At 61.0% G+C, this 23819-nt stretch carries 24 protein-coding genes; 4 read left to right on the top strand and 20 right to left on the bottom strand.

All coding sequences use genetic code 11. The features are described 5' to 3' along the window. Positions 1-245: 245 nt before the first annotated feature. The 5 genes from NGM68_RS16665 to NGM68_RS16650 all read right to left on the bottom strand — a co-directional run bounded on the left by NGM68_RS16665 (position 246) and on the right by NGM68_RS16650 (position 5547). Entirely contained in the window at positions 246-2402 is a 2157-nt protein-coding gene (locus NGM68_RS16665; protein WP_252699346.1) for a PQQ-dependent sugar dehydrogenase, read from the bottom strand. A 280-nt stretch (positions 2403-2682) separates the two neighbouring features. Beyond that, complete coding sequence (locus NGM68_RS16660) at positions 2683-3102, bottom strand: DUF371 domain-containing protein (RefSeq protein WP_252701447.1); 420 nt, start codon at positions 3100-3102, stop codon at positions 2683-2685. 131 nt (positions 3103-3233) lie between these two features. Further along, positions 3234-4577: an alkaline phosphatase family protein gene (locus NGM68_RS16655; protein ID WP_252699345.1), complete on the bottom strand. Its 1344-nt coding sequence runs from the start codon at positions 4575-4577 to the stop codon at positions 3234-3236. A gap of 152 nt (positions 4578-4729) precedes the next feature. Further along, positions 4730-4864 (bottom strand): hypothetical protein, encoded by a 135-nt coding sequence (locus tag NGM68_RS18225; RefSeq protein ID WP_256469899.1) that lies wholly within the window; start codon positions 4862-4864, stop codon positions 4730-4732. Between the two features lie 149 nt (positions 4865-5013). After that, a complete protein-coding gene (locus NGM68_RS16650) occupies positions 5014-5547 on the bottom strand; it encodes an inorganic diphosphatase (RefSeq protein ID WP_252699344.1) in 534 nt (177 codons plus the stop codon). A gap of 188 nt (positions 5548-5735) precedes the next feature. Here NGM68_RS16650 and NGM68_RS16645 point away from each other — a divergent pair, with 188 nt between their 5' ends. Then, entirely contained in the window at positions 5736-6095 is a 360-nt protein-coding gene (locus NGM68_RS16645; RefSeq protein ID WP_252699343.1) for a PadR family transcriptional regulator, read from the top strand. A gap of 22 nt (positions 6096-6117) precedes the next feature. Here the strand turns inward: NGM68_RS16645 and NGM68_RS16640 are convergent, their stop codons facing one another. Both NGM68_RS16640 and rnhA read right to left on the bottom strand, forming a co-directional pair. Continuing rightward, a complete protein-coding gene (locus tag NGM68_RS16640; RefSeq protein ID WP_252699342.1) occupies positions 6118-6756 on the bottom strand; it encodes a DUF7108 family protein in 639 nt (212 codons plus the stop codon). Between the two features lie 66 nt (positions 6757-6822). Further along, positions 6823-7416 (bottom strand): ribonuclease HI, encoded by a 594-nt coding sequence (gene rnhA / locus NGM68_RS16635; protein ID WP_252699341.1) that lies wholly within the window; start codon positions 7414-7416, stop codon positions 6823-6825. 162 nt (positions 7417-7578) lie between these two features. Here rnhA and NGM68_RS16630 point away from each other — a divergent pair, with 162 nt between their 5' ends. Next, positions 7579-8541: a transcription initiation factor IIB gene (locus tag NGM68_RS16630; RefSeq protein WP_252699340.1), complete on the top strand. Its 963-nt coding sequence runs from the start codon at positions 7579-7581 to the stop codon at positions 8539-8541. A 166-nt stretch (positions 8542-8707) separates the two neighbouring features. Here NGM68_RS16630 and NGM68_RS16625 read toward each other — a convergent pair whose 3' ends face one another. The 3 genes from NGM68_RS16625 to NGM68_RS16615 form a co-directional block, all read right to left on the bottom strand. Beyond that, entirely contained in the window at positions 8708-9835 is a 1128-nt protein-coding gene (locus NGM68_RS16625) for a LolA family protein (protein ID WP_252699339.1), read from the bottom strand. 491 nt (positions 9836-10326) lie between these two features. After that, a complete protein-coding gene (locus tag NGM68_RS16620; RefSeq protein WP_252699338.1) occupies positions 10327-10635 on the bottom strand; it encodes a DUF7521 family protein in 309 nt (102 codons plus the stop codon). Further along, positions 10632-10979 (bottom strand): winged helix-turn-helix domain-containing protein, encoded by a 348-nt coding sequence (locus tag NGM68_RS16615; RefSeq protein ID WP_252699337.1) that lies wholly within the window; start codon positions 10977-10979, stop codon positions 10632-10634. Before NGM68_RS16615 ends, NGM68_RS16620 begins: the two co-directional genes overlap by 4 nt. Positions 10980-11114: 135 nt before the next feature. Here NGM68_RS16615 and nreA point away from each other — a divergent pair, with 135 nt between their 5' ends. Further along, positions 11115-12416, top strand: coding sequence for a DNA repair protein NreA (gene nreA / locus NGM68_RS16610; RefSeq protein ID WP_252699336.1), 1302 nt, complete (start codon positions 11115-11117; stop codon positions 12414-12416). Positions 12417-12521: 105 nt separating this feature from the next. On the opposite strand, the gene NGM68_RS16605 is transcribed toward nreA, so the two are convergent. The 9 genes from NGM68_RS16605 to NGM68_RS16565 form a co-directional block, all read right to left on the bottom strand. After that, positions 12522-13256, bottom strand: coding sequence for a hypothetical protein (locus tag NGM68_RS16605; protein WP_252699335.1), 735 nt, complete (start codon positions 13254-13256; stop codon positions 12522-12524). A gap of 357 nt (positions 13257-13613) precedes the next feature. Next, entirely contained in the window at positions 13614-14600 is a 987-nt protein-coding gene (locus NGM68_RS16600; protein ID WP_252699334.1) for a hypothetical protein, read from the bottom strand. Positions 14601-14676: 76 nt separating this feature from the next. Further along, the gene (locus NGM68_RS16595) at positions 14677-15498 is read right to left on the bottom strand and encodes a YihY/virulence factor BrkB family protein (RefSeq protein ID WP_252699333.1); all 822 of its coding nucleotides are present in this window, start codon (positions 15496-15498) and stop codon (positions 14677-14679) included. A gap of 72 nt (positions 15499-15570) precedes the next feature. Beyond that, the gene (locus tag NGM68_RS16590) at positions 15571-16335 is read right to left on the bottom strand and encodes a CAP domain-containing protein (protein WP_252699332.1); all 765 of its coding nucleotides are present in this window, start codon (positions 16333-16335) and stop codon (positions 15571-15573) included. Between the two features lie 60 nt (positions 16336-16395). Next, entirely contained in the window at positions 16396-16707 is a 312-nt protein-coding gene (locus NGM68_RS16585; protein ID WP_252699331.1) for a lycopene cyclase domain-containing protein, read from the bottom strand. A gap of 89 nt (positions 16708-16796) precedes the next feature. Then, the gene (locus NGM68_RS16580; RefSeq protein ID WP_252699330.1) at positions 16797-17630 is read right to left on the bottom strand and encodes a universal stress protein; all 834 of its coding nucleotides are present in this window, start codon (positions 17628-17630) and stop codon (positions 16797-16799) included. Positions 17631-17911: 281 nt separating this feature from the next. Further along, complete coding sequence (locus tag NGM68_RS16575; protein WP_252699329.1) at positions 17912-19702, bottom strand: gamma-glutamyltransferase family protein; 1791 nt, start codon at positions 19700-19702, stop codon at positions 17912-17914. 86 nt (positions 19703-19788) lie between these two features. Continuing rightward, a complete protein-coding gene (locus tag NGM68_RS16570) occupies positions 19789-20265 on the bottom strand; it encodes a DUF2267 domain-containing protein (RefSeq protein WP_252699328.1) in 477 nt (158 codons plus the stop codon). 304 nt (positions 20266-20569) lie between these two features. Beyond that, entirely contained in the window at positions 20570-21697 is a 1128-nt protein-coding gene (locus NGM68_RS16565; RefSeq protein ID WP_252699327.1) for an ion channel, read from the bottom strand. Positions 21698-21904: 207 nt separating this feature from the next. Here NGM68_RS16565 and NGM68_RS16560 point away from each other — a divergent pair, with 207 nt between their 5' ends. Then, complete coding sequence (locus NGM68_RS16560) at positions 21905-23122, top strand: CBS domain-containing protein (protein WP_252699326.1); 1218 nt, start codon at positions 21905-21907, stop codon at positions 23120-23122. Positions 23123-23219: 97 nt separating this feature from the next. On the opposite strand, the gene NGM68_RS16555 is transcribed toward NGM68_RS16560, so the two are convergent. Beyond that, entirely contained in the window at positions 23220-23669 is a 450-nt protein-coding gene (locus NGM68_RS16555) for a universal stress protein (RefSeq protein WP_252699325.1), read from the bottom strand. Positions 23670-23819 lie beyond the last annotated feature (150 nt).

Raw genomic sequence — 23819 nt, 5'->3', positions numbered from 1 at the left:
TGTCCGATAATATCTCTAAGGCAACACGAACGTTATCGCATAGCTTTCCTCAAAGTAACCTGTTCGTCCGGCGGCAGTATCCTCACTGAGCGAAGGCTCGATCGAGAAACCCGGGAAAGCGTCACCGTGAACGCGTGAGAGCGGGGTGACTATGCAGTGAGGTGCCTCGAGACGGAAGCGGACGCGACTCCGATCGTATATCGAAAAAAGTGTGAGTTCCGGGGGGTTACTCGAGCCGCGAGTGGCTATTCGCTGTCTTCGTCGTTCGTGTCGGTATCGGACTCCGTCTCGGTGCTCTCATCCGACTCTGTGCCGTCGTCATTCGATTCCTCGTCTTCATCCGTTTCTGTATCGGTATCTTCCGTCTCGTCTGCTTCTTCCTCCTCGTCTTCGACTTCCTCCTCGTCTACTTCTTCCTCTCTGTCTTCCTCCTCTTCGTCGTCGACCCCGATCGGATTCTCCGGTGGTTCGATCTCCTCGCCGTCCTCCTCGGCGACGATTCGAAACACTTCACCGGTCTCCCCGTCGGTGTACCGTGCCGTCGTCAGGACGTACAGTTCGCCGTCGTGATCCTGGCCAAACGAGAGGATGAACCGGTGGAGTTCGCCACCCGGTGCGTTGGCCACCGAAAGGCGGTCGATCTCCCACAGGTCGTCCTCGGTTCGACCCGCCATGGGCTCGTACTCCTCGGTTGGCGACGCAAAGACCGTCCCAGAGGGGGCTTCGAACGCGTCGCTCCAGTCGCCGAAGACGTAGTGATCCTGTAGCTCCGGAACGGTGTCGTTGTCGTAGACGTAGCCACCGATCACCGCGATACCGAGAATCTCGCCGTCGACCCGCTGTGGATAGTGGATAATGGGATCGATCAGTTCTTCGCCGCCACGCACGTCCTCTGGGGTCGTCGTCGGGCACTCTTCGGGCGGGTCGTCAGGCGTATCCGTGCTGAAACACTCGATACCTTCCCTGACGTTCCAGCCGTAGTTACCGCCGTTTTCGACGATGTTGACCTCCTCGAACAGCACCTGTCCGACGTCCGCGACGAAGAATCGGCCCTCGTCGTCGAACGAGGCCCGCCACGGGTTGCGAAGCCCCCAGGCGAAGTACTCGTCGAGGCCATCGTCGCTGTCGACGAACGGGTTGTCCTCGGGAATGCCGTACGGCTCGCCGTTTTCACCCTCCACATCGACGTCGATCCGGAGGATACTCCCGAGCAGGTTGTCCGTCGTGTCCTGGCCGTTCCCGCCCTCGTTCTCATCGTACCAGTCCTCGACGTGGCCGAACCCGATGTCGTCTGCTCCGCCGCCGTCCCCCAGCGCCCAGTACAGATAGCCGTCAGGTCCGAAGATCAGCGGGCCACCGTTGTGGTTGAATTGCGGTTGAGGCACCTCGAGGATCGTCACCTCGGAGTCCGGATCGACGCTCTCGAAGTCCTCGGTTGCGGTGAATTCCGCGAGTACGCCGGTGTGGTCGTATCCTTCCTCCTCGTCGTTCTCGCCGTTTTCGTTATCTTCTCCGTTCGCTTCGGTTTCGTTGTCATCGCCGTTTTCGTCGGCAGCATCGTCCGACTCGTACTCATCGTCGGTATCATCGTCATCGGTTGCTGGTTCGTCGCGAAGCGGGGCGCTGTAGTAAACGAAGAGCCGGCGGTTCTCCTGGTAGTCTGGGTGGAACGCCACACCGAGCAGACCACGTTCGTCGAAGCCGCCGCCGGTCGCGTCGCCGACCTCGACCATCCGATCCGAGAGGTCGACGAACTCCTGGGGGTCGCCCCCGTCGCCGTCGACCACGTAGAGCTGCCCAGGCTGATCGAGCACGTAGTATCGGTCGTCCTCGCCCGGTGCGACTTCGAAGCCGACCGGCGAGACAAAGCCGTCAGCGACGCGCTCGAGACCGACCGTCGGCCCCTCGCCGACGACGTCGGTCTCCTCGTCAGCCGCCTCGTCTTCCGCCTCGTCGTCCTCGGCGTCACCGATCTGAATGTCACCGCGCATCGTCGTCGGATGTACCGAACAGTAGTACTCCGACATCTCCTCGGTCGCTTCGAACTCGAGGGTCTGGGTTTCGCCCTGGTCGTCCATGATCTCCGTGCCGACGATTTCTTCGCCCTCTGCGTCGAGGATGATGATGTCGTGGGGGAGGCCGTCGACGTTCTCCCAGGTGATGGTATACGTTTCACCCGGCTCGAGGGACAACGTCGGATTCGTTTCGCCCTCGATCTCGGGGGGTGCTCTCCCTTCCCAGCCGGAAGTGACGCCGCCCAGTTCGATCGCCGTCTCCTCCTGGGCGGTTGCCAGGCCGCCGAGGCCAGCCATCACGCCAGCCGCGCCCGTGAGCTTGAGAAACAGCCGGCGACTGGTGCCGTCCAGCGTCGGCGACTGTAGTGGTACGTGTTTGTCTGTCATGTCTCCACCATACTGTCAACTCAAAAATGGATAGCTGGCCGCAATCGTTCCAGTCGGTAATCACCGGTTCAACGCTTCGAGCCAATCGTTGTGATCGAGAAGCCACGTATTGACCGGTGTCATCGACGACGGTACCGAACGGCGCTCGACTTCTAACTCATCGATGTTCGCTGGTCGTTTCACCTAATCACTCATTTTCATCACAGTCACGGTTCGAGAGGTGCCGCGATCGATGCACGGTGGAACCGATTCGTACACGATCTGCGGTTCTCGAGGACGATTACGTGATAGTAACCGACACTGTAACGGTCACCGCAGCCCCGTCCCCCAGCGCCGCGACCAGTTTCCGATCGAATCCCTCGGCGGCGAAATCGGCCTCGAGCAGGATCGTTCGATCGTCGACGTACTCGCTCGTGCGGCCGACCGCACTTCGGTCGTTCGTAAACTCGAGGTTGGGGTCGCCACGTCCCGTGACGGTGTCGCTGTGCCCGTCCGCTTCGACGGTGACGGTGATCGTCGCGTCTTCGTCCCGACACGCCTCGACGAACGCCGGGTCGAAGTCTGCGGGGACACGGTCGGCTTCGATCGCGAGAATGCAGTCGCCGGCCGGCGTCAGGTAGTCGTCGGTCGTCACCTCGAACGTGCTCGCGTGCTGGGCAGAGACGTGCTCGTGACCGCGTGCGTGGATCACTTCGGTCAGTTCCTCGTCGCCAGTGGTCTGCTCGTCATAACCGCTAGCCTCGTCGTCGCTCATACTCGAGTGAACGTGAGGAACCTCAAAACGCAATCGAAACCGATCCGCCCGTCGGATGGCCGACTCGGCCCTGGGCGTCAGATCAGGCTCGCACCGTCGAACGCCGACCGTTTGAATTCGACGTCCATCAGTTCGAGGATCGTCGGCGCGATGTCGTAGAGGTCGGCCTCGTCGATCGACGCGTCCGGATCGTCGATAAAGAGACTCGTGTCGTCGAAGCTGTGCATCCCGTTTCGCGGGCCAGTCGTGAAGATATCGTTGTCGGCTTTGAACCCGGATTTGAAATCGAAGCCCTTGTTCGGAATGGCGACCAGGTCAGGCGCGATATCGTCATGCTCGCCACGGAACGCCGTCTCCTTCTCGACGACGCGGTCGACGACCGGTTCGCCGTCGGGACTCTCGAATCCCTCGAGCATGGCCTTCAGTTCGTCTCGGACGTCGTCGTAGTCCTCTTCGGCGACCGAGCCACGGGGTTCGCGCCCCTCGAGGTTGAGATAGAACCGCCCGGGGATGAACGAGTAGGCTCTCGTCTCGTCGGCGATGTCGTTGAGTTCCTCGGGGCTGTCGGTGTCGAAGCTGAGCCAGCCTTCCTCCCGGAGCCACTCGTTGAAGTGCACCTCGTAGTCGAGGCTGGTGAACCCGTGATCGGAGGCGACGATGAGCGTGACGTCGTCGGGGAGCAGGTCTCGAATGCGACCGACGTAGTCGTCGAGTTTCTCGTAAAACGTGAGGAACTCGTCTTTGTACTCGCCGTCGCGCTCGTAGTCCTTGAAGAGGAAGTGGTTCACCCGATCGGTCGTCATGAAGACGCCGAAGAAGAGATCCCAGTCGTCTTCCTCGAGGTAGTGACGAAACGCCTCGAATCGGGCGTCGATCGTCTCGTGGGCGTCTTCGATGAACGCCGTTTTGTCCGTCTCGTGACCCAGTTTCGGGTTGACGTCAATACGGTAGCCGATCGACTCGAGGTACTTCCGAACGTCGTCCGGGAAGGCGGCCTTCTCGAGGTCGGGAGAGAGAAAGCCCGAGACCATTCGCTGGACGTCTCGCTGTGGCGGGAACGTGACGGGGACGTTGAGGACGGTCGCCCGTCGATTGGCTTCGGTGACGCGATCCCAGAGGCGGGTCGCCTGCACCTCACGACCCATCGGGACGTAGGTGTCGTACGTCCCGACCTCTCGATCCTGAAAGCCATACACACCGGTTTCACCAGGGTTAACTCCGGTGGTGAGGGCAGGCCAGCAGGCGCTCGACTCCGGCGGGACGATACTCGAGATTTCGCTGGCCGTCCCCTCATCTGCGAGGGCGGCGAAATTGGGGAATCTATCGCGGTTGTCCTTGAGAAGACTGTACGGCACTCCGTCGATCCCGATGAACGCGACGCGCGGGTTCCCATCGCCACGCAATCGGTCGAACAAACCCATGGCTGCTTCTAGCCCGACCGGCTACAAGAAGGTTCGTCTCGAGACACTGTTTTCGAGAACGATAGACGGTGCCCACACGTTACTCGACCGACACACGTTGCTCGATCGAGAATCGATACGGTGGCGGTCAGATCGACTGGAGATACGCAGTCTCAGTCTCGGTCAGTTTGAGACTCGTCAGGATCGAAATTCGTCGGCACAACTGTCAGGTGCGCCATCCCGGTTCCGGACGGCCGTCTGTCGGCGGTCAGTTGCTGGCCGTGGGTCGTGTCCTGGTTGGTTGCCATCTCGGTAAGAGATACGGCGACAACCCCAATAAAATTACCCATGCTCATAATGCATGGTGTCGACCCATCGTGATAACTCGAGGGTATCACACCGGGATGACACAGCGCCAAGCAACTCAAAAAGGCACCAACTGAACCCGAATATAGGGTCAGCCGAAGTGCGCTTCGTACAACTCCTGGGCGTGTTCGATCGCGTCGTGGGCGGCCTGTTTGTCCTCCCAGCCCAGCGTTTCGACTTCCTTCCCCTTCTCGAGGTTCTTGTAGGTCGCGAAGAACTCGTCGATCTCGTCACGGGTCTGCTGTGGAATGTCCTCGAGATCCTGGATGTGATCGAAACGTGGATCCTCCTCCGGGACGGCGATGACCTTGTCGTCCTGTTCGCCGTCGTCGTCCATCTTCATCAGTGCGACTGGACGGGCCTCGATGACACAGCCGGGGAACGTCTGATCTTCGACGAGAACGAGGACGTCGAACGGATCCTCGTCGTCGTAGTAGCTTTGCGGAATAAATCCGTAGTCAGAGGGGTAGTGAACGTTCGAGTGGAGTACCCGGTCGAGGACGACGCCCGGAACGTCCTTGTCGTACTCGTACTTGTTGCGCTCGCCTTTGAGACACTCGACGACGGCGTAGATCGTTTCCGGTGCGTTCGGTCCGGTCTCGAGGTCTTCCCAGAGATTAACCATACACGTCACGTCTGCGGTCGATCAAAAAGTACTTTCGTAATCCGCCCGGATACTCACTCGAGATCAGGTGTGTGTCAGATCCACATTCGTAACGAATACGGCCGCTATCGGGCGATCTACCCACCAGATCTCTTCCGTAAATCGAATAGTTGGTAACTCTTAAATATCTTGGTGACATTTGCACGACTATGTCAGAGGCACAAGCAATCACCGGCGAACAGAGTATCGCACGCGAACTCACCGCGTTTCAAACGAACATTCTCGTTATCCTCGCGAAGGAACCGATGTACGGGCTCGCCATCAAGCGCGAGCTCGAGGAGTATTACGGGACGGAGGTCAACCACGGTCGGCTGTACCCCAACCTCGACGAACTCGTCGACCTCGGTCTGGTCGAAAAGAGCGAACTCGACAAGCGGACGAACCAGTACGAACTGACCGAGGAAGGCTACGACGCTGTCCTCGACGGCATCCAGTGGACGCTCTCGAAGGTCGTCACGGGCGACGACCGTGCGGACGAGATCGCCGAAATCGTCGAGAACAGCTACTAACCGAACGACACCCGTTCTGACATCACAGAGACGGTTCAGACCGGAATTCGGGCACCGGTTTCTCGGCCGTCTCGAAGATACGCTCGAGAGAGTCATCCAGACACGCGCGCTGTTCGCTCGAGGGCCAGGCGTTTCGAACGAAGTACTCCGTACAGAACTCCTCGAGTTCGGCGGTCGAGGCCGAGGGGATTGGCTTGGCGTAGTGATTCCCCATGAAATCGGCGAGCGCGTCGGCCGTATCGCCGTGAACGTCGCCGTGTTCCTCGCGGACCGCAGCCGCGAGCGCCCGATTTTGTTCGTCGACGGTGTCCCAGTCGTCGGGATCGCCGGAACCCTCGAGGGGGATTTCGATCGCACGCGAGAGATCCTCGATTCGATCCGTTCGGATGACACCTTCCTCGGGATCGTGCCACTCCACGGGGTGTAACACGAGTACTTCGTTGGCGTCGTCGAGTCGAACGTGATCCGTGAACCCGTACTCCTCGAGCATCGCCTCTCGGCGGTCGGCGTAGGCCACTTGCTCGCCCTCGTCAATTGCGTTTCGCTCGAGTCGGCGAAGCCGCTCGGCTTCCTCGATGATCCTTGCCGGGAGTTCGTTGTGGGCGGCTTCGTCGGCACTCTCGACAGTGGGTTCACCGCCGTGGGCGTCGTGATCAGTCATTCGTCACGAGACAACGAAGTCGAGGCTATAGAAGTCGTTGGAAACTACGTCCGTCGAGAGCTCTGTTTAACTCCGATCCATCGCTTCGTTCGCCAGCTCGTCAGCCCGCTCGTTGACGTCTCGCGGGATGTGCTCGAGCGTCCACTCGTCGAACGCCGAGAGCAGTTCGTGAACGGTGACTCGCCGCTCTCTGAGTTCGGGATTGTTCGTGTTGTACTCCCCTCGCACCTGTTTGACGATCAACTCGGAGTCCCCACGGACGTGCACTTCGTCGTAGCCATAGTCCCGAGCAGCCTCGAGAGCGGCGATTAACGCCTCGTACTCGGCCTGATTGTTCGTCGCGTGACCGATCGTATCGCTTCCCTCGGCGACGATTCCCTCGCTCGTGACGATCACCCAGCCGATGCCAGCGGGGCCGGGATTGCCGCGCGCGCCACCGTCGAAGTAGACGTGTGCTCGCCCTCCACCGTCGCGAATAACCGCCTCGAGATCACGGGGATTTGACCCCTGTACGACGACCTTACTCTCGTAGCCAACGGCCGTTGCACCCCCACGAGACGCCCGCCAGCGCTCGTGTTGGGTGTTTCCATCCTCGACCGTCACACCCGCGTCCTCGAGTAGTTCGCGGGCCACGTCGACGTCACATTCGATAACCGGCATATGACCCAGTTGTCGCAACAGACCGAGTAAAACCTTTGCGGTTCCGTATCGAAAACCGACCGAAAACTCGGACGAGGCGGCCGAATTCAGGGTATCCGCGTCAGACATAGAAAATAGCTACCAAAGACTTATATATACCTATGCTACTACTATAAAAGTGCGATGACACGGTCTACCCGCCAGCGGGAGCGAATGCGCGAGACGGACGAGACCGAAGATCAGGAGGGGGTACGTGCCTGTCCCGAATGTGAATCGGATAATCTCGTTAAGGACTCTGACCGGGGTGAGCTCATCTGTGAAGACTGTGGGCTCGTCGTGGAGGAAGAACAGATCGACCCCGGCCCTGAATGGCGGGCGTTCAACCACCAGGAACGACAGAACAAGTCCCGAGTCGGTGCACCGACGACCCAGACGATGCACGATAAGGGGCTAACGACGACGATCGACTGGAAGGACAAAGATGCCTACGGTCGATCCATTTCCTCGAAAAAGCGCAGTCAGATGCATCGACTGCGCAAGTGGCAAGAACGCATCCGAACCAAAGATGCCGGCGAACGAAACCTGCAGTTTGCGCTCTCTGAGATCGATCGGATGGCTTCGGCACTCGGCGTCCCACGATCCGTTCGTGAGGTCGCCTCGGTCATCTATCGACGAGCGCTCAAAGAAGACCTCATTCGTGGCCGATCGATCGAAGGGGTCGCCACGTCGGCACTGTATGCTGCCTGTCGAAAGGAAGGCATCCCGCGCAGCCTCGAAGAGATCTCCGAGGTATCCCGCGTCGAACGCAAAGAAATCGGTCGCACGTACCGGTACATCTCACAGGAACTCGGCCTCGAGATGAAACCGGTCGACCCGAAAAAGTACGTCCCTCGATTCTGCTCCGAACTCGAACTCTCGGAGGAAGTCCAGACGAAGGCCAACGAAATCATCGAGAAAACGGCCGAAGAAGGACTCCTCTCGGGGAAGTCACCAACCGGTTACGCCGCCGCTGCAATCTATGCGGCGTCGCTGCTCTGTAACGAGAAAAAGACCCAGCGAGAGGTCGCCGACGTCGCACAGGTGACCGAAGTGACGATCCGCAACCGGTATCAAGAGCAGATCGAAGCGATGGGAATCCACGGCTAACGCCACCCCATCCATTTCTCCGTACCGCTGACGCCCGGTAGCCGCGGCTTTCGTTGTCCGCAGCTCAGTTGCTGTCGGTGATTTCCAGTCAACGATTGTCGGTATTCCATCGACAACGGCCTATCGTCGTTCCCTCGAGAACGGCTACCGTAGTCCGCCACACCCGTCACTGACACCCGATCCGTTCTGCCTGCTCGAGCAGGTCGTCCTCGTCGATCGAACTACTCACCTCGTACGTCAGCTCCCCACACGTCCAGGTTACCAGCGTCGTCTCGTAGACGGTGGTCACGCTCGCCTCGAGTTCGCTGACTCCCTCGCAGTCGGGATCCTCCGGATGTAAGTCGCCTTCCGAAACGCTGAACCAGAACATGTCGTCACCGATTAGATACTCCTCGTGGTAGGTCTGGACGCCGTCCCAGGTGTCGGCGGCGATACTCTGCCGTTCGTACGCCGCCGGGAACGTAACCGACGGTACGTCGAAGGAGAGATAGGACGCGGCTTCCTCACGTGAGTCGAACTCGACGTATTCGGTTTCGGGTTCTGTACCCGAGTCGTTCTCCGTTTCTCCGGTATCGTTCTCGTCAGTCTCACTCCCATCAGATTCAGCATCTTCGGGTACTGGCGGGTCGAAAAGATCATCCTCGAGGTCAGCACCGAAGGTGATCGAGTCGTAGGAGACTGTCACCTCGAGAGTCGTTCCGTCGATGTCCGTATACGTCTGTTCGACCTTGAGTGGATAGCCGAACTCCTCGTCGAGCCAGAGCGTCTGTTCCCGGACGTCCGTTTCGGGGTATGGGCTCGTCTCGAGCGGATACAGATAGTGGGTATCGCCGACCAGGAACCCAACTCCCTGTTCGATCGCTTCCTCGCGAGGTTCGACGGAGACGACGTGTGCCGATCGATTCGCGACGGTATCGGTTCCTTCGTAGGTAACTTCGTAGCGCTCGAGTCGGTCGTCGAATGACAGACCGGTGTGGTTCGATTCCAGGTCGTGGCTCGTGACCTCACCGGTCTCCGTGTCGGCCAGCCAGACCGTCGACCCATTTCGAACGATGAGGTCGTTCGTGTATCCGCCGTCGAAGCCCTCAATGGAGATGACTTCCGACCGTGTCGCCGTCGGTTGTCGTTCCCAGACACGTTCTCGAGTCGTGTGGGTGGTCTCGCTTCCGTCGAACGTGACCGTTCGCTCACCGACGACGGTTGGGGTGTCGTCGGCCGAATCGAGCGCGTCCTCGAGGAGAGTCCCTCCATCGGGTTGTCCCTCCCCCGGGAGAACTGCCGTACACCCGGCCATTACTACCATGATCGTTACCCCCACCAACAGCATTCCTGCACGGCCCCGTCTCATAATTACGCATTCTATTATTCACTATCCTAAGCATTTCTATATGGGATAAAAACGTCAGTTGCAACTGGCATCAATTCACCGTGCAGGAATAGGTGGGTTCGTCACGGCAACGGACGGATGGCGCGAACGCTCGATCGGCGGTCGACGGCGTCGTCAGCCACCAGTCTCACTGAAACCGGATCGGTCGGTCAGTCGACGTGATGTCAGAGGCACGTGCGACGGGTGAGGTGGATGCAGTGGAGGGCCGATCCGGATCGTACAGCGGTGCCGGTGACGTCCTGCACCTGGTGGTACTGGCCCGTTATATATCAATACCCGCAAGCAGATTCACGTTGAGAAAAAACCAACTTCTCTTTAAGTCAATATAGTCGTTCCACCCAGAATCAGTATATCGCCGTCGAACCACCCCCAGCCGCTCACCCTCGAATGCGGCTTCCTCAGCCAGCCCCGTACAGCGAATACGTGATCGAAACGAGTCCGATCAGCCGACTCACGTTCTCGAGAAACACCGTAACGGTCTGATCGACGCCGCCAACGGACGATAACGTGACGTTGATCACGAACGGACCGAGCGTCAGAAATGCCAATCCAATCGCCAGGTACAGCATCGGATCGCTGTCGTTTCGGCGATAGCCCCGGTATGCCTGAATCGCGATGATCGTCCCGACGACGGCCACGAGCAACAGACTCACCACCGTCGCCAGTTCGAACATCGACGCCTGATCGAGACGAACGACGTCGGTCATCGCATCCCCTCCCAGAGGCGGGTGAACTTGTCGGCAACGTCTTCCTCCCGCCGTGTGACCTCGAGCGAGAGCGTGCCGTCCTCGAGGGTGAGTTCGAGTCGTTCCAGGCTGGCCTCGTAGACGCTGTAGTGGTTGCCGTCCGGTGCGAGTTCGGTCTGTTCGCTGATGAGTCCACACTCCCGAAGCCGATCGAGTCGGCGGTAAATCGTCGGGAGGGAAGCATCACAGCGGTCGCTCAGAGTGCTGGCGGACATGGGTTCGACGCTCGTTTCGGTGAGGATCGCGCGGGCGTACTCGTCGTCGAGTAGGGCGAGGATGTCAGAGAGTGGTGCGTCCTCACTCACGATTGATCCATCGTTCCGCCACGAGTATCAAAAGCAACCCGGTTTTTCTGGGTCAGAACATCCGCCCCGTTTGTGTGCCGTCGATGGCGAGACGAACATTCAAAGCCATACCGCCCCTACGAACGAAGAACGACTATGCGCCTCGACGACTACATCGAGGAGCTGGAGCCGGACGAAGAAGCGAAACGGCGTCAGCTCGCAAAAGAGAAGTCCTACGCCATCACGGATCACCTCGAGGACTTCGAGCGCAAGTTCGAGCGGTCGCTCTCGGGGGATTCCCTCGTCGGCTCGACGGCCCCGTCGATCTTCGTCGGCCGCTCGAGCTATCCCAATATTCCGGTCGGCGTCCTCTCACCGGTCGGCGACGAGGACGACGCCGCCTCCTACGTCACCGACGGCGCGTGGTACCAGCAGGGGTACGGCATTGGAGACGTCCTCCAGCGACGTACCGGCCTGCTCAACTCCAGCAAACGCGCCAACGTCGACGCGCCAGGTATCGCCAGCCGGCTCGCCCCGTCGGTACACGACGTCTGGGACGGCTTCGTCGGCGTCCAGCGGGAGGTCGCCATCTCGGATCGGCCCGTCGACCTCGAGATCGGCCTCGAGGGCACCCCGGATCTCGGACTGGATGCGGGAACCGACGTGGCGACGCCCCGTGGCCCGCGGGCGACGGCCCGCTCGGCCGACCTCCGGGAGAACCCCCACGTCCCCAGGCCAGTGAAAAAGACCCTCGAGGACGACGACTGGCAGGCCCAGGGGGCGATGACGTACCTCTATCGCCGCGGGTTCGACGTCTACGAGATCAACTCGATCCTCTCGGCGGGCGCGCTCGGGGAGGCCACCCAGCGCAGACTCGTCCCGACACGGTGGTCGATCACCGCCGTCGACGACACCGTCGGGCAGTTCCTTCGCGGTCGGATCAAAAACGCCCCAAGCATCGACGAGGTACAGGTGTGGGCAAACGAGTACATGGGCAACCGCTACTGGGTCATCCTCGCGCCCGGCACGTGGGAGTACGAACTCGTCGAGATGAAAGCGCCCGGCAGCATCTGGAACCCCGACCCCGAAGGGAACATCTGGATGGGGAGCGCCGCTGAAGGCTACGAGGGGCGCTCGAGCTACGTCGAGGAAACCGCCGGCGCCTACTACGCCGCGCGGGTCGGCGTCCTCGAGCACCTCGAGTCGATCGGACGGCAGGCGAAGTGTCTGGTGTTGCGTGAGGTGAGCGACGACTACTGGGCACCGGTGGGGGTCTGGCAGGTCAGAGAGAGCGTTCGAAACGCCTTCGACGGCGAGTTCGGGACGGCCGAGACGTTCCACGACGCCGTTCGAACCGTCTCCACGCAGTTACCGGTGTCGCTGGCCCGCCTCCAGCGAAAGTCCTCGCTCGCGGCAGGGTTACAGTCGAATCTGGCAGCGTTCACTCGATCCGAGTGATCGGGTGCTCAAGCGACAGATTCGCGCGTGGGTGGATTAATTAGTCACTCGTTCTCTCAACGAGCTTCGCTCACCTGTACCGATTGCCGTTCATCCACCAACCTCCTATTCGTCGTCACGGTCAGCGCGGCTACGTGATTCGTCATCACTGTCGTCCTCGAGCGGTGATTCGTCTCTCTCGAGATCTATGTCCGAGTCCGTATCGTGATCGTGATCGTGGCCGTGCGTTGGTTCCTCACCAGCGCCCGTCCGTGGCTCGCCCGTCCGTGGTTCGTCGGCGTGTCTGTCGACGTCGTTTTCGCGACCTTCGTCCATCAGCCCTTCGTCGCCGCTATGGCGTTCGCGTTCGCTCGAGTTCGAGTCACTGAAGATCGAATCATCGTCGTCTCCCATAACGCCGTCATCGTCGTCTCCAAGGAGGCCGCCATCGTCATCGCTACCGAGGATTCCGTCATCCTCTTCCTCGGGCATGTCGCCGGTTGCAGTCTCGTGTTCGTGACCGCGGGTCGCCATGTCGCTCGCCGATCCCCCACCGAGTACGTCCGTGTCGTCGGTTCCCCCCGTCGCCGATTGTCGACCGCTCGTCCCCATATCGCTCTGTGATTGGCCACCGAGATGGACAACGTCATCGGTAATGCGAGAGACGTCCGATTCCCTGAGGGTTACCGTATCACCACTGGGGGAACTCCAGCCAAGCGCCGCTTTGATACTGTCGGTGATTCCCGGATCCGGTTCGACGTGTGCAACGCCTTGATCGACGTCCGTGACCATGCCGATGTCCTCGCCGTTTTCGTCGTGAACGCGTTTGCCGACGTCTTTGGCCGTGAATTGTGGGCACATAGTGCCCCACCCAATGCGGGGGATACGCATGCAAGTAGGGCCTGCACACGCGTGTCTCCTGGTTGACGTTCCGAGTAGGATCGGATTATTCCGCGCAGCGATAACATATTTGAGAACGCTCAGGTGATTCGCGTCGTTGCAGGCGGCTCACGAGGGAACAGTACGTTGCCTCGAGGCAGCATCGCCACCCACTCCGGAACACTCGACACACTGGGGTATGCACCCCCACCACCGTACCCCGTGCAGGAAACGCGATAACCTCGAGTATTTCGACGAGCACAGGACGCCGATCTACGACCGGTTCCAACAGACGGGGGCTCGAGACGGGTGTCTGTGAGGCGTCGGATCATCGTCCGATTACGATGAAAAGAGTCGCCGAATGCGACCAACGATACCACCCGACGACTCGTCTGCATCCTCCTTGTCGCCGTCACCATCGTCATCACCGGTTCGAGTTCCGGAATCGGCTCGAGCGACGAAATTCGATTCCGCGGAGTCGTCGTCATCTCGGTCGACGGATGGCTCGAGTGTTCCGGCGAGTGGGCCGGCATCGGAGCCACTGTCGGCAGCGTCAGAAACCGACGCCGACCCCGACCCCTCGAGGTCGTCCAGGGAGAGGTCGATGTCGTCGATTTCTGGCGTGGCTTCCCGACCCTCGCCGGCCTCGGCAGCCCGGACGTCTGCACCCGTGACCGACCCGCGATCGATCCGATCCGCGAGTGCAGCGTCTGCCTCCGGCTCGTCTTCGACTGGCGGTGTCGGTTCCGATGATGGTTTCGGCTCCCCGCTGACTTCCCCAGTGTCGATTCCGGACTCGCCATCGACTTCGACTGTCGGCTCGTCCTCGACAGCGAATGTCGATCCAGACCCTGATCCCGAATCCAGCTCACCGGATGGATCGACGATCGAGTCCGTCTCCGCTGAGACTGCACTCGATCCCGGTGCCTCGCCGCCGAGACCGCTCGAGCCCCCCGACGGTTCGTCGACGTCCGTCTCAGCATCGGTCGTTGGATCACCGTCAGCTTCGGCAGCCGCTGTGTCGGCGTTCGCCTCGCTACTCGAGTCGGTGTCCTCGTGGGTCGACTCGAGTGTCGTCGGTTCCGCCGCTGACCTCCGTGACACGGCCGGCGATGGATCGCTGCTCGCAGTGTCGTCCAACGAGGCGAGAATGTCGTCGACGCTCGTCTTCGAGACCACCCGTTTCGGCCCGCCACCCGGACTGTTTGGAGTGGCCTCTCCGGAACCGTCGGTTGGCTCATCCCCTGCCGACTCGCGTTCGGCCTGTTCCCCTGCCGACTCGCGTTCAGTTCCTTCCCCCGTCGACTCAGCACCGTGTTCGCTCATGATAGGCGTGTGTTGCTCGAGCGACCATAAGGTTTCTCCGTGGGAAGTGCAGAAATTATCGGACAATCGTCACTCGCTACCGGTCGGTTCCTCCGTCGCCGACTGCCACCTCTCGCTTCGACAGAACGACGTTGATCACGGCCCCGAGCAGAATCAAGATACCGGCGAAGTACAGCCAGGTGACGAACAGGAGGATGGCTCCGATCGCCCCGTAGGCCTGATACTGTCCTGCGTTGGCGGCATAGAGCTGAAAGCCCCCCTGAAGAATCACCCAGCCGATAGCGGCGAAGATCGCGCCCGGAAGCGCCTCCCTCAGGGGAATGTCGATCGGCGGCAACACGTAGTACATCGGCACGAAGACGAGGACGAGGCCAACGAGCAGCGCCAGCCAGCCCAGCAGGCCCGCGAACGGAACGAAATCGGGGACGAGACCGATGAACGCACCGAGAACGATCATGAGCAAGAGCGCCAGGGTACCGACCAGAATCACCGTAACCCCCTCGATGATCTGCTCGACGAAGGAATCCTCGACGGGGGTGTCGTACACCTGGTCGAAGGAGAGACTGAGTCCCCGGAAGACCTTCAGGGCACCCCAGGTCGCCACCGCGAGGGCGACGACGGTCGCTTCTGCACGACCCGATTCCGTCGTCAGGATCTCGAGCACGAGGTCTTCGCCGGCAGCTGGCAGAAAGTCGCCGGCGAGGACGATGAGGCGTTCGGCAATCGCTTCACCGCCGAGAAACGAGCCGACGACGATCGCGAGGAGGACGAGTGGGATCAGCGACACGAAGGCGTAGTAGGCGAATCCTGCGGCGAAGAACGTGATGTCGCGGTCGGAGGCCGTCCGTGCGACTGCAGTGAGTAGTTCACGTACGTCTCGATCCGAGTGACTGGCCATACGCCTGGCTTCAACGTCCGCTACTAAGAGTATTCGAAGTCATCAGGCACGAGGACGAACGCATCCGGCCGTTCACCGAACCGTACAGAAGTTATGGGTGGCGAACACGCGACCCTCGTCGGTGATGTAGACGCCGACGCCGCCGCGATCCCAGCCACCAGCCTCCCTGACTGCCTCCTGTTCTCCGAGAATCGCCGCGCGGTGTTCGGGCGAATTCATCCATTGCTCGACGAGCCCTTCTGCGAGTTCGTCGGCAGTGTGGTACTCGACTCGCTCGCCGTCGTAGGATCGTTCGACCAGCGTCCCGACGCTCGTCCGCGCGATGTTCTCGCTGTAAACCTGGCAGTAGTCGGCGACGGCGTCGAACCGGTCGTGCGGTGTCTCCCCGTCGGGGTTGACGTGGGCGAACTCCCGCTCGTACATGTCCTGGCTGTGGGCACGGGAGACGGACGCGATCGTCCCGTCGAAGCCGATCGGCTCGAGTCCGTGTTCGGCCCGCCGTTCGTTGACCAGCTCGTGAACCCGATCTTCGACGGCGACCGATGACACCGTCTCGGCCTCAGTATTGTAACGAGTCTCGCCCGGATCGTTCTGATCTACGTGTTCAGGGGTACGGTCACCCAACGCCGGTGGATCGATCGCCGAGCCACCCAGTTCGTCCTCGACGTAGGCGAGCGCCTGTGGCGCGACGAAAATGCCCGCGAGAACGAGCGCACCGATGAAACCGATGGCAATCAGTATCGATCCAACACCCGAACTCCCTCGAGAAGTGGGGCTACCGACAGTGATGGACGACTTCGATCCGCTCGCTGGATCGGTTCGACAATCACGGGTCATACGCGTACTCCGTCACAGCCCGTGATAAGTCAGTCGACTGGTAAACGTGTCCCTGCTCGGTCACTCTGACGCGGTCGCCCCGAACAGGGTCTCGTGAAAGGCGATGACGAGTCCCGGGACGACGACCGCAAACAGGTGTTCTTCGATCGGGATGCCACCCACCTCGTACCCCGTTCGCAGGGTGATGTCAAAGACGCCGACCTCGAGGGTGTACCAGTCCCAGACGTAGGCAATCGGGTACAGCGTGAGGATCGTTACAGCGGCGCGTCTGAGCGCACCCGCCCGACGGAGCAGGAGAAACGCGATCGTTCCCCAGAACACCTCGGTGGCGAGGTACGTGTAGCGACCGAACACGGTGATGTCTCGAGCCATACCTCGCACAATCACGCTGTAAGTCAAAAGTATCCCCCCCCCCCGGGATCGTCGACCTGCGTTCAGTCACGACGAGTCGATTACGAGGGTCAGGACTCGATCGTTCGCACGGTGAGAACCGGGGCGTGTACGGTGGGTACCACACGCTGGGAGACGCTGCCGACGACAAATCGATCGAGACGTGATTTGCTCTCCGTTCCCATCACGAGCAGGTCGACTGCGTCGCTACCGGCGTGCTCGAGGATCGTCTCGTGTGCCGACCCCTCCGCGATCGTTCGCTTCGCCTCGATGCCGCGAGCGTCGGCCCGCTCGAGGACGTCCATCGTCGCTCTCTCGCCGTGTTCCTCGAACGCCGACTGCAGTTCCGGAAGGTCGGAACTGGCGGCGGTCACGTACAGCACGTGGAGGGTAGCATCGAACGCCTCGGCAAGCGAAAGCGCGTGGTTCGTCGCCGCCGCCGATCCCGGCCAACCGTCCGTTGCGAGGAGAATCTCGTCGAGTTGCCACCGGTCGTCGGCCAACGTCGCTTCGGGGCCGATTGTCACCACCGGTTGTCGAGCATCGCGGATCACCTCGAGGGCGACGCTCCCGAGGAGTACCTGCCTGAAACCGGTACGGCCGTGGGTGCCGACGACGATCGCGTCCACGTCGTATTCGTCGGCGTGGGCCAGAATTTCGTTTGCGGGTCGACCGGTTCGGACGGCCCACTCGGCTTCACACCCAGCCGCAGTTGCTTCGGCGGCGATGTCCTCGACGTCGGCCGTCCGTTGTGCTCGTCGCGTTTCGACGTCGTCTCGTCCGTCCTGCACGACTGCGAGGACGTGTACCCGTGCCTCGAGGGTGTTGGCGAGTGCAATACCCGCCGTCGCCGCCGTCGCTGAAACGTCACTGCCGTCGACCGCGATGAGGACGTCATCGTACATGGCAGTTCCTACGTCGACCACGCTATTGGTTCTGTTCAGGTGTAACATCTCGTTTATGTCGATTGGATCGGGCCTTCCGAAGCGATCCGTACTGAACTGATCCACTGCGAACGAACGGGGGGCTACCGATGGCACTGGTTGGCCTAGTTGGCCTGGTTGGCCTGGTCAGCCTGGTTGGCCTGGTCAGTATCCTCGTCTTCATTTCCGTGATCGTGCTTCCGTGAGGCAGTTGGGTTGGTATACTCGAGCGAGAAAGACGAACCGTCCACCGTACGCACCGCTTATTCGTCGACCGACGCCGGCACGCTCCCCGCAGCGGTCGAGATTCGTGGTTCTGCGCCGACGTGAATCCGCTCTCGAGAGTCGTCGACCACGATCATCGTCGCCGTTCCGACGGAGATATTCCCCGCTTCGACGTCGTGACCACGTTCCTCGAGTTCCTCGATTACGTCCGCGGGGAACGCCGACTCCATCTGGAGGGTGCTTTCGACCTCGTAGGGATACTGTGTGGACGGGAACGCTGTACTCACGAACCGTGGACGGGAAACTGCTTCCTGTGCGTTCAGTCCGAACTCGACGACGTTCAGAAACTGCTGAGTCTGTCCCTGCGGTTGCGTATCCACGCCGGTGTTTCCGCCCAGAATGTAGGGTCGACCGTTCCGGAGAGCCATGTATGGATTGGACGTGTGGCGCACCTTGTACCCGGGCGTCAGCAGGTTGGGGTCATCGTCCTCGAGGGCGACCATCCGCATGCGGTTGTTGATGTGGATCCCCGTATCCCCGATAACGAGGAACTGCGCGCCCAGACTGGTCGTCACGGCGGCGGCGTTCCCGTCCGCATCGACGACGTGGAAGGTCGTCGTGTGGTCGAACTCGCTGCGCTCGTCGAGTTCGTCGAGTTCGTCGGATGCATCGGACAGACCGGAGTCGATCGGCCACTCCATTGCCCGTTCCATGTCGATTCGGTCAGCCTGGCTTCGCCTGTAGTCGTCGTCTAGTAACTGGGCAACGGGAACGTCGACCCGATTGGGATCGCCGACGTGCTGGTATCGGTCGGCAAACGCGAGCTTTATGGCCTCCACCTGGAGGTGCACGGCATCGGGATCGTCCGGATCCAGTTCGGAGAGGTCGTACTCCGTCAGGACGTTCAGCGCCAGCAATTGGGTGATCCCCTGACTGTTCGGGGGGTTCTGGTACACGCGAACGTCGTCGTGGTACTCGATCGAGATCGGATCGACGATCTCGGACTCGAACTCGTGGAAATCCGAACTCGTGAGATAGCCGTCGTGTTCGTCGGAGTAGGCCACGATCGCCTCCGCGATCGGCCCCCGATAGAAGTGGTCTCTCGCCGCCTGGATCGCGTCGCTCCGCCCTTTCTGACGATGGTCGGCGTACACATCGGCGAGGGTCTCGAACGTGTCCGCCATCTCGTGCTGGGTGACCGTCTCACCTTCTTCGAAGATGTCACCGTTCGGTTTGTAGATACTCGCCGCCGCTGGTCGGTCGTCGATCAGGTCGGCCCGTCGCTCGAGCCAGCGTTCCATCTCCGGGCTGACGGGGTACCCGTCCCGGGCGATCGTGATCGCGGGAGCCAGCACGTCCTCGAGTTCCAGAACACCGTACCGATCGAGCCACTGCATCCATCCATCCCAGGCACCGGGAACGATCGACTGGTGTATCCCAGCGGTATCGGCCCGGGCTTCGAAATCCTCAGGTGTCGCCTCGGAACCGACTGGGCCGACGCCGTCCACGCTGGTGACCTCGTTCGATTCCGTATCGTAGTACAGTGCCCAGGTGCCACCGCCCAACGCGGAGGAAAACCAGGGTTCGACGACGCTCAGGGTGCAAGCGACGGCGATTGCGGCATCGGCAGCCGTCCCACCCTCGTCGAGTACCTCGAGGCCCGCCTCGGTGGCGAGGTGATGCTGCGAGACGACCGCGACGGAATTGGGGTCTCCAGAGGGGGCGTCGTCCGCTTCCGATCTCGAGTGCCCGACACGTCCGGCCACGCTCACGACTCCAATCCCACCGCTCCCAGCCAGAAACTCACGTCGGCGGAGAGTCGAATCCATGCGAACGGCCTACCAGCACCGAGGGTAAAATGGTGCGGGGTGGTGTGTCCGACCCCGTCTGCAAACACCTCGACGACAGGAACGGGCTATTCCTCAGTCGCCGCATCGGGTTGTGGGCCACCACCGGTCTGGGCTTCTTCAGCATCGCCCCATCCCCCTGCATCGACGACCTCGAACAGTTTGCGCCAGTTCTCGTCGTCCTCGCTCTCCGGGAGTTGATCGCGGAGTTGCCTGAAATCCGAGGGCGGTACCAGCGTTTCCACTTGGTCGATGATGACTCGAGCGTGGTAGGCGGCCTCGGGTTTGTCGACGCCCTCACCTTCGATCTCGGTGACTCGGTCGAGGAACTCGTTCCAGTCGAATCGCTGGCCGTGGTCGTGGACGGCTCCAGTCATGTACCACTTTATCTCCATTGGGAGCGAGGCAGCGAAATCGTCGGCGTTCCCTTCGGGTATTCGCTCGCCCAGTGTCATGAGCGTCGCCCGAATCGCCCGGAGCGTTCGGCCAGTGTCCGGAAACTCGAGACGGTGCTGGATCGTACCCGTGAACTCGTCGAAATTCATGGCGTCCATTCGTTCGGGAGGCAGCACCGTCAATCCGGATGGCACGTTGTGCAAGGCCGAGTATGCGCACAATAGGTGGCTATTGAACACCCTTTCCACTGTTACGGTTTGTGGAACCGGTTTCCCGACGCACCCGACAACGGGAGGTAGTTACGACGAATATGACGTACAGCAATCCTATTGTCGGAGTTGTAATCGCTTCCCATCTATCGTCCGGGTACAGAATTGGCGATCGGTTCGGCGGGACGCCACCGACCCTCATGAAGCGCTGGTACTGGCCGGGGTCGCTCGAGGAGCGGGAACCTCACCGGATCGAATCCGCGTCTCCTCCCAGCGCAGCGGTGGCCGTCGTTCTGGCGAGCAGACCCACTGGATCGATCGTCACGTCAGCCCCCATCTCGGCCAGATCCGCCTCGTGACCGACTGTCGTGACGGCAACCACTCGAGCATCGGGGTCGAATCGGCGGGCAGCAAGCACGGCGTACGGGGTTGTCTCTGCGTCGGTTGCAATGACGATGGCAACCTGTTTTGCGTCCGTGACTCGCTCGAGGACATCGTCGTCTGCCGGGTTACCGACGTGTACTTCTATACCGTTGGCCTCGAGTTCGTGCGCCCAGTCTTCCCCCGGCGTGACAACCGTGAGCGACGCCTGATCCGCGAGGTGATTCACGACTTGCTCGCCATTCTCGACGTGTGCCAGCAACAGGACGCGCTCTCCGTCCGTCACTCGTTCTGCTTGAGTCGCCCGTATCCGGGTACCGGCGCGCCTGAGACGGGACTCGAGAGCCGGGCCGAACAGCGTCCCGGCGACGGCGACGATGCTCACCGGCCCGAGGAGGATCAGCGTAATGGCAAACAGCCGTCCCGCCTCGCTGGTCGCGTATACGTCGCCATACCCGACGGTACTCGCCGTGACGAGCGTGAAGTACAATCCATCCAGCACCGTTTCCACCCCTTCCAGGTCGGTTCGGAGGACGTAGGCACCGACCGTTCCGTACACGACGACCCCACTGATTGCGATTAGTGCGCCGATTTGGGTTGGTGTGAAAGAGAACGAGCGCGTATACTCGCGTCGCTGTCGTCGGAGGAGCACCACGATGGCGATAGTCGAGAGGACGACGAGCGGAATCGAAATGGGACGCGTCTGTGCGATGCCGTGTGCCGCCGAAAGCAGAATCATGAGGAGGGCGACGACGTAGGCGATACGATATCCCTGACGCATCCCCCAGGCAGCTGCGAGGAGTAGAAACCCGACGAGTACGGCGCTAAACCCCGTGGCGGTTTGGAGCGTTCCGACGTAGCCTTCGCCGGCAAGAAGCGGTTCGGTTACCATCGCCGCGAGCCCTGTGGCGATCGACACGACGGCGATGATGACGACGACCAGTACAGTACCGTGGCTGTCAAGTCTCGAGTGGCGGACGAAGCGGTTCATAGTGTACGTCTACATCAGCCAGATTAAAGGATAGACGGTGGCCGACCTCGTCACCGTTCCCGGCCCGTCCCGTTACAGTTCCGAGAATTCGGGAATGAGCACAACGATAACGATTGTTCAGGCCCTACTTCTTAGTGGCGGAGACACACCTGCTGTCACGGCATCGGTCGTACTGCCCCCTGAGTAGCCGGACACACCAAACAAACCATGGAGATTACAGATATCATTTCGGAGGACTACATCGAATTCACCCCGGAGACACCCGTTTCGAAACTCGTCGGAACGTTCGAAGAGTCGGGCGTCAGAGGGGTCGTCGTCCGCGGGGAACGGTACGAAGGAATCGTTACCCGCAGACAGCTCGCGACCTCCCACCGGCAACCTGGCGAAAAACTCGGCTCACTCGTCTGGCACGTCCCGCAGCTAGCGCCTGGGGAGGACATCCGCAGGGTGGCACAACTGATGATCGACAGCGATTCCCAGCTGCTGCCGGTTTTCGAGGGCCAGGAGCTGATCGGCGTCGTCACCGTCGATGCAATCCTGCGGAAAGTCGAATCGTTCCTCCATGCCGCGACGGTCGCCGAGGCTCAATCATCGGATCTCGTCACGCTCGAGCCGGATGCACGCCTGGGGGAAGCCCTCAACGTCTTCCGGGAACACAGAATCACCCACCTCCCCGTCGTTGAGGACGATGCTGCAGTCGGTGTCCTTAGCCTATACGACGTTACCGACCTCACGGTTCGCGCCGAGATGAAAAGCCAGGGTGGGGACGCCAGCGGAACTGATCCCTTCGGCGGGAAGATCTCATCCAGCGCCGCTCGTACCCGAGGCGGGGGATTCGGCGCTCGAGAGGGCGAACAGAGCCGGATGCTCGACCTCCCGGTTCGAGACGTCATGGCCTCCCCGGTGCGAACGATCGACCCGAGTGAAACACTCGACGTTGCCGTCGCCGAGATGTTCGACGCTAGCACCTCGTCGCTGGTCGTCACCGAGGACGGTTTACCCCACGGCATCGTTACGAAAACCGACGTCCTCGATTCGCTCACGTGGGAGGCCGGCGGGAACCGCGGCGTCCAGATCTACGGAACTGACCTCATCGACGACGTGAGTTACGATCGGATCGTCGCCGTGATCGAGAAGTTCGACGATCGAGATCACGGAATGAACGTGCTTGACGCGAAAGTACACCTCCACGAACACGACGAGACTCGTCGTGGCGTCCCGCTGTTGCTCGCGCGCATTCGTCTCTACACCGATAGCGGTCTGTACATCGCCTCAGGTGAAGGATATGGTGCGAGTCAGGCGATCAACGAGGCCCGAGATACCCTCGAGCGCCAGATCAGGGACAAGAAAACCTACGGCCGAACGAAAAAGCCACCTGCCCCGGAGTTCTGGGAGAAACGCTTCGGCTGGCTGCTCGAGGCGTGATACGATCGGTTGTAACTGTTTACCAGTGAGACCAGACCGTATCGGGCCTCATCGGTAAGAGACTACAACCGACAGTTGAGCCCCCTTCGTTCCCCCGTTATCTGACGACCGTGACCGGGACGGTTGCCCGTTCGACGATCGATTTGGCGACGCTTCCGAGCATGAGGTCGGTACGCTCCGATCGACCACGATGGCCCACGAAGATGGTGTCGGCGTCGACGTCCTCGGCGTAATCGGTGACCGCCGTCACAGGGTCGCCGTAGAGCAACGACGTCTCGATAGAGATCTCTTCGTCTTCGGCGACCGCCTCGAATTCATCGAGCAGGGCGAGCCCGCGTTCTTCGGTAGCTTCGATGCTTTCGATAACCAGACGCCGACCGGCATCTGCGAACCCAGTGATCGGTTCGGTGCCACCCTCCTCGAAAACCGCCGGGTCGATGGCGTGGACGGCAGTGATCGAGGCGTCCATCGCTTCCGCAATATCGCCAGCGTAGGTGAGCGCGTTTCTGGCCGCTTTAGAGCCGTCGACAGCCACGAGGAACTCCATGAGAGACGAACGAGGTGTAGCGAGTTAAAGTTCGTACACACCTTCGTACACTTCGAACCCCTGGTGGTCGCCCAGCACCTGGGACGCTTGGTGGTCGTCAACCACCCTGAGCCACCTGGTGGTCGTCCAGTCACTCGGGCCGACTGTGGG

The sequence above is a fragment of the Natronosalvus vescus genome (assembly GCF_023973145.1).
GTDB lineage: Archaea > Halobacteriota > Halobacteria > Halobacteriales > Natrialbaceae > Natronosalvus > Natronosalvus vescus.
The sequence above is the reverse complement of the archived record's forward strand: the minus strand, read 5'-3'. Positions and strand labels throughout refer to the sequence as shown.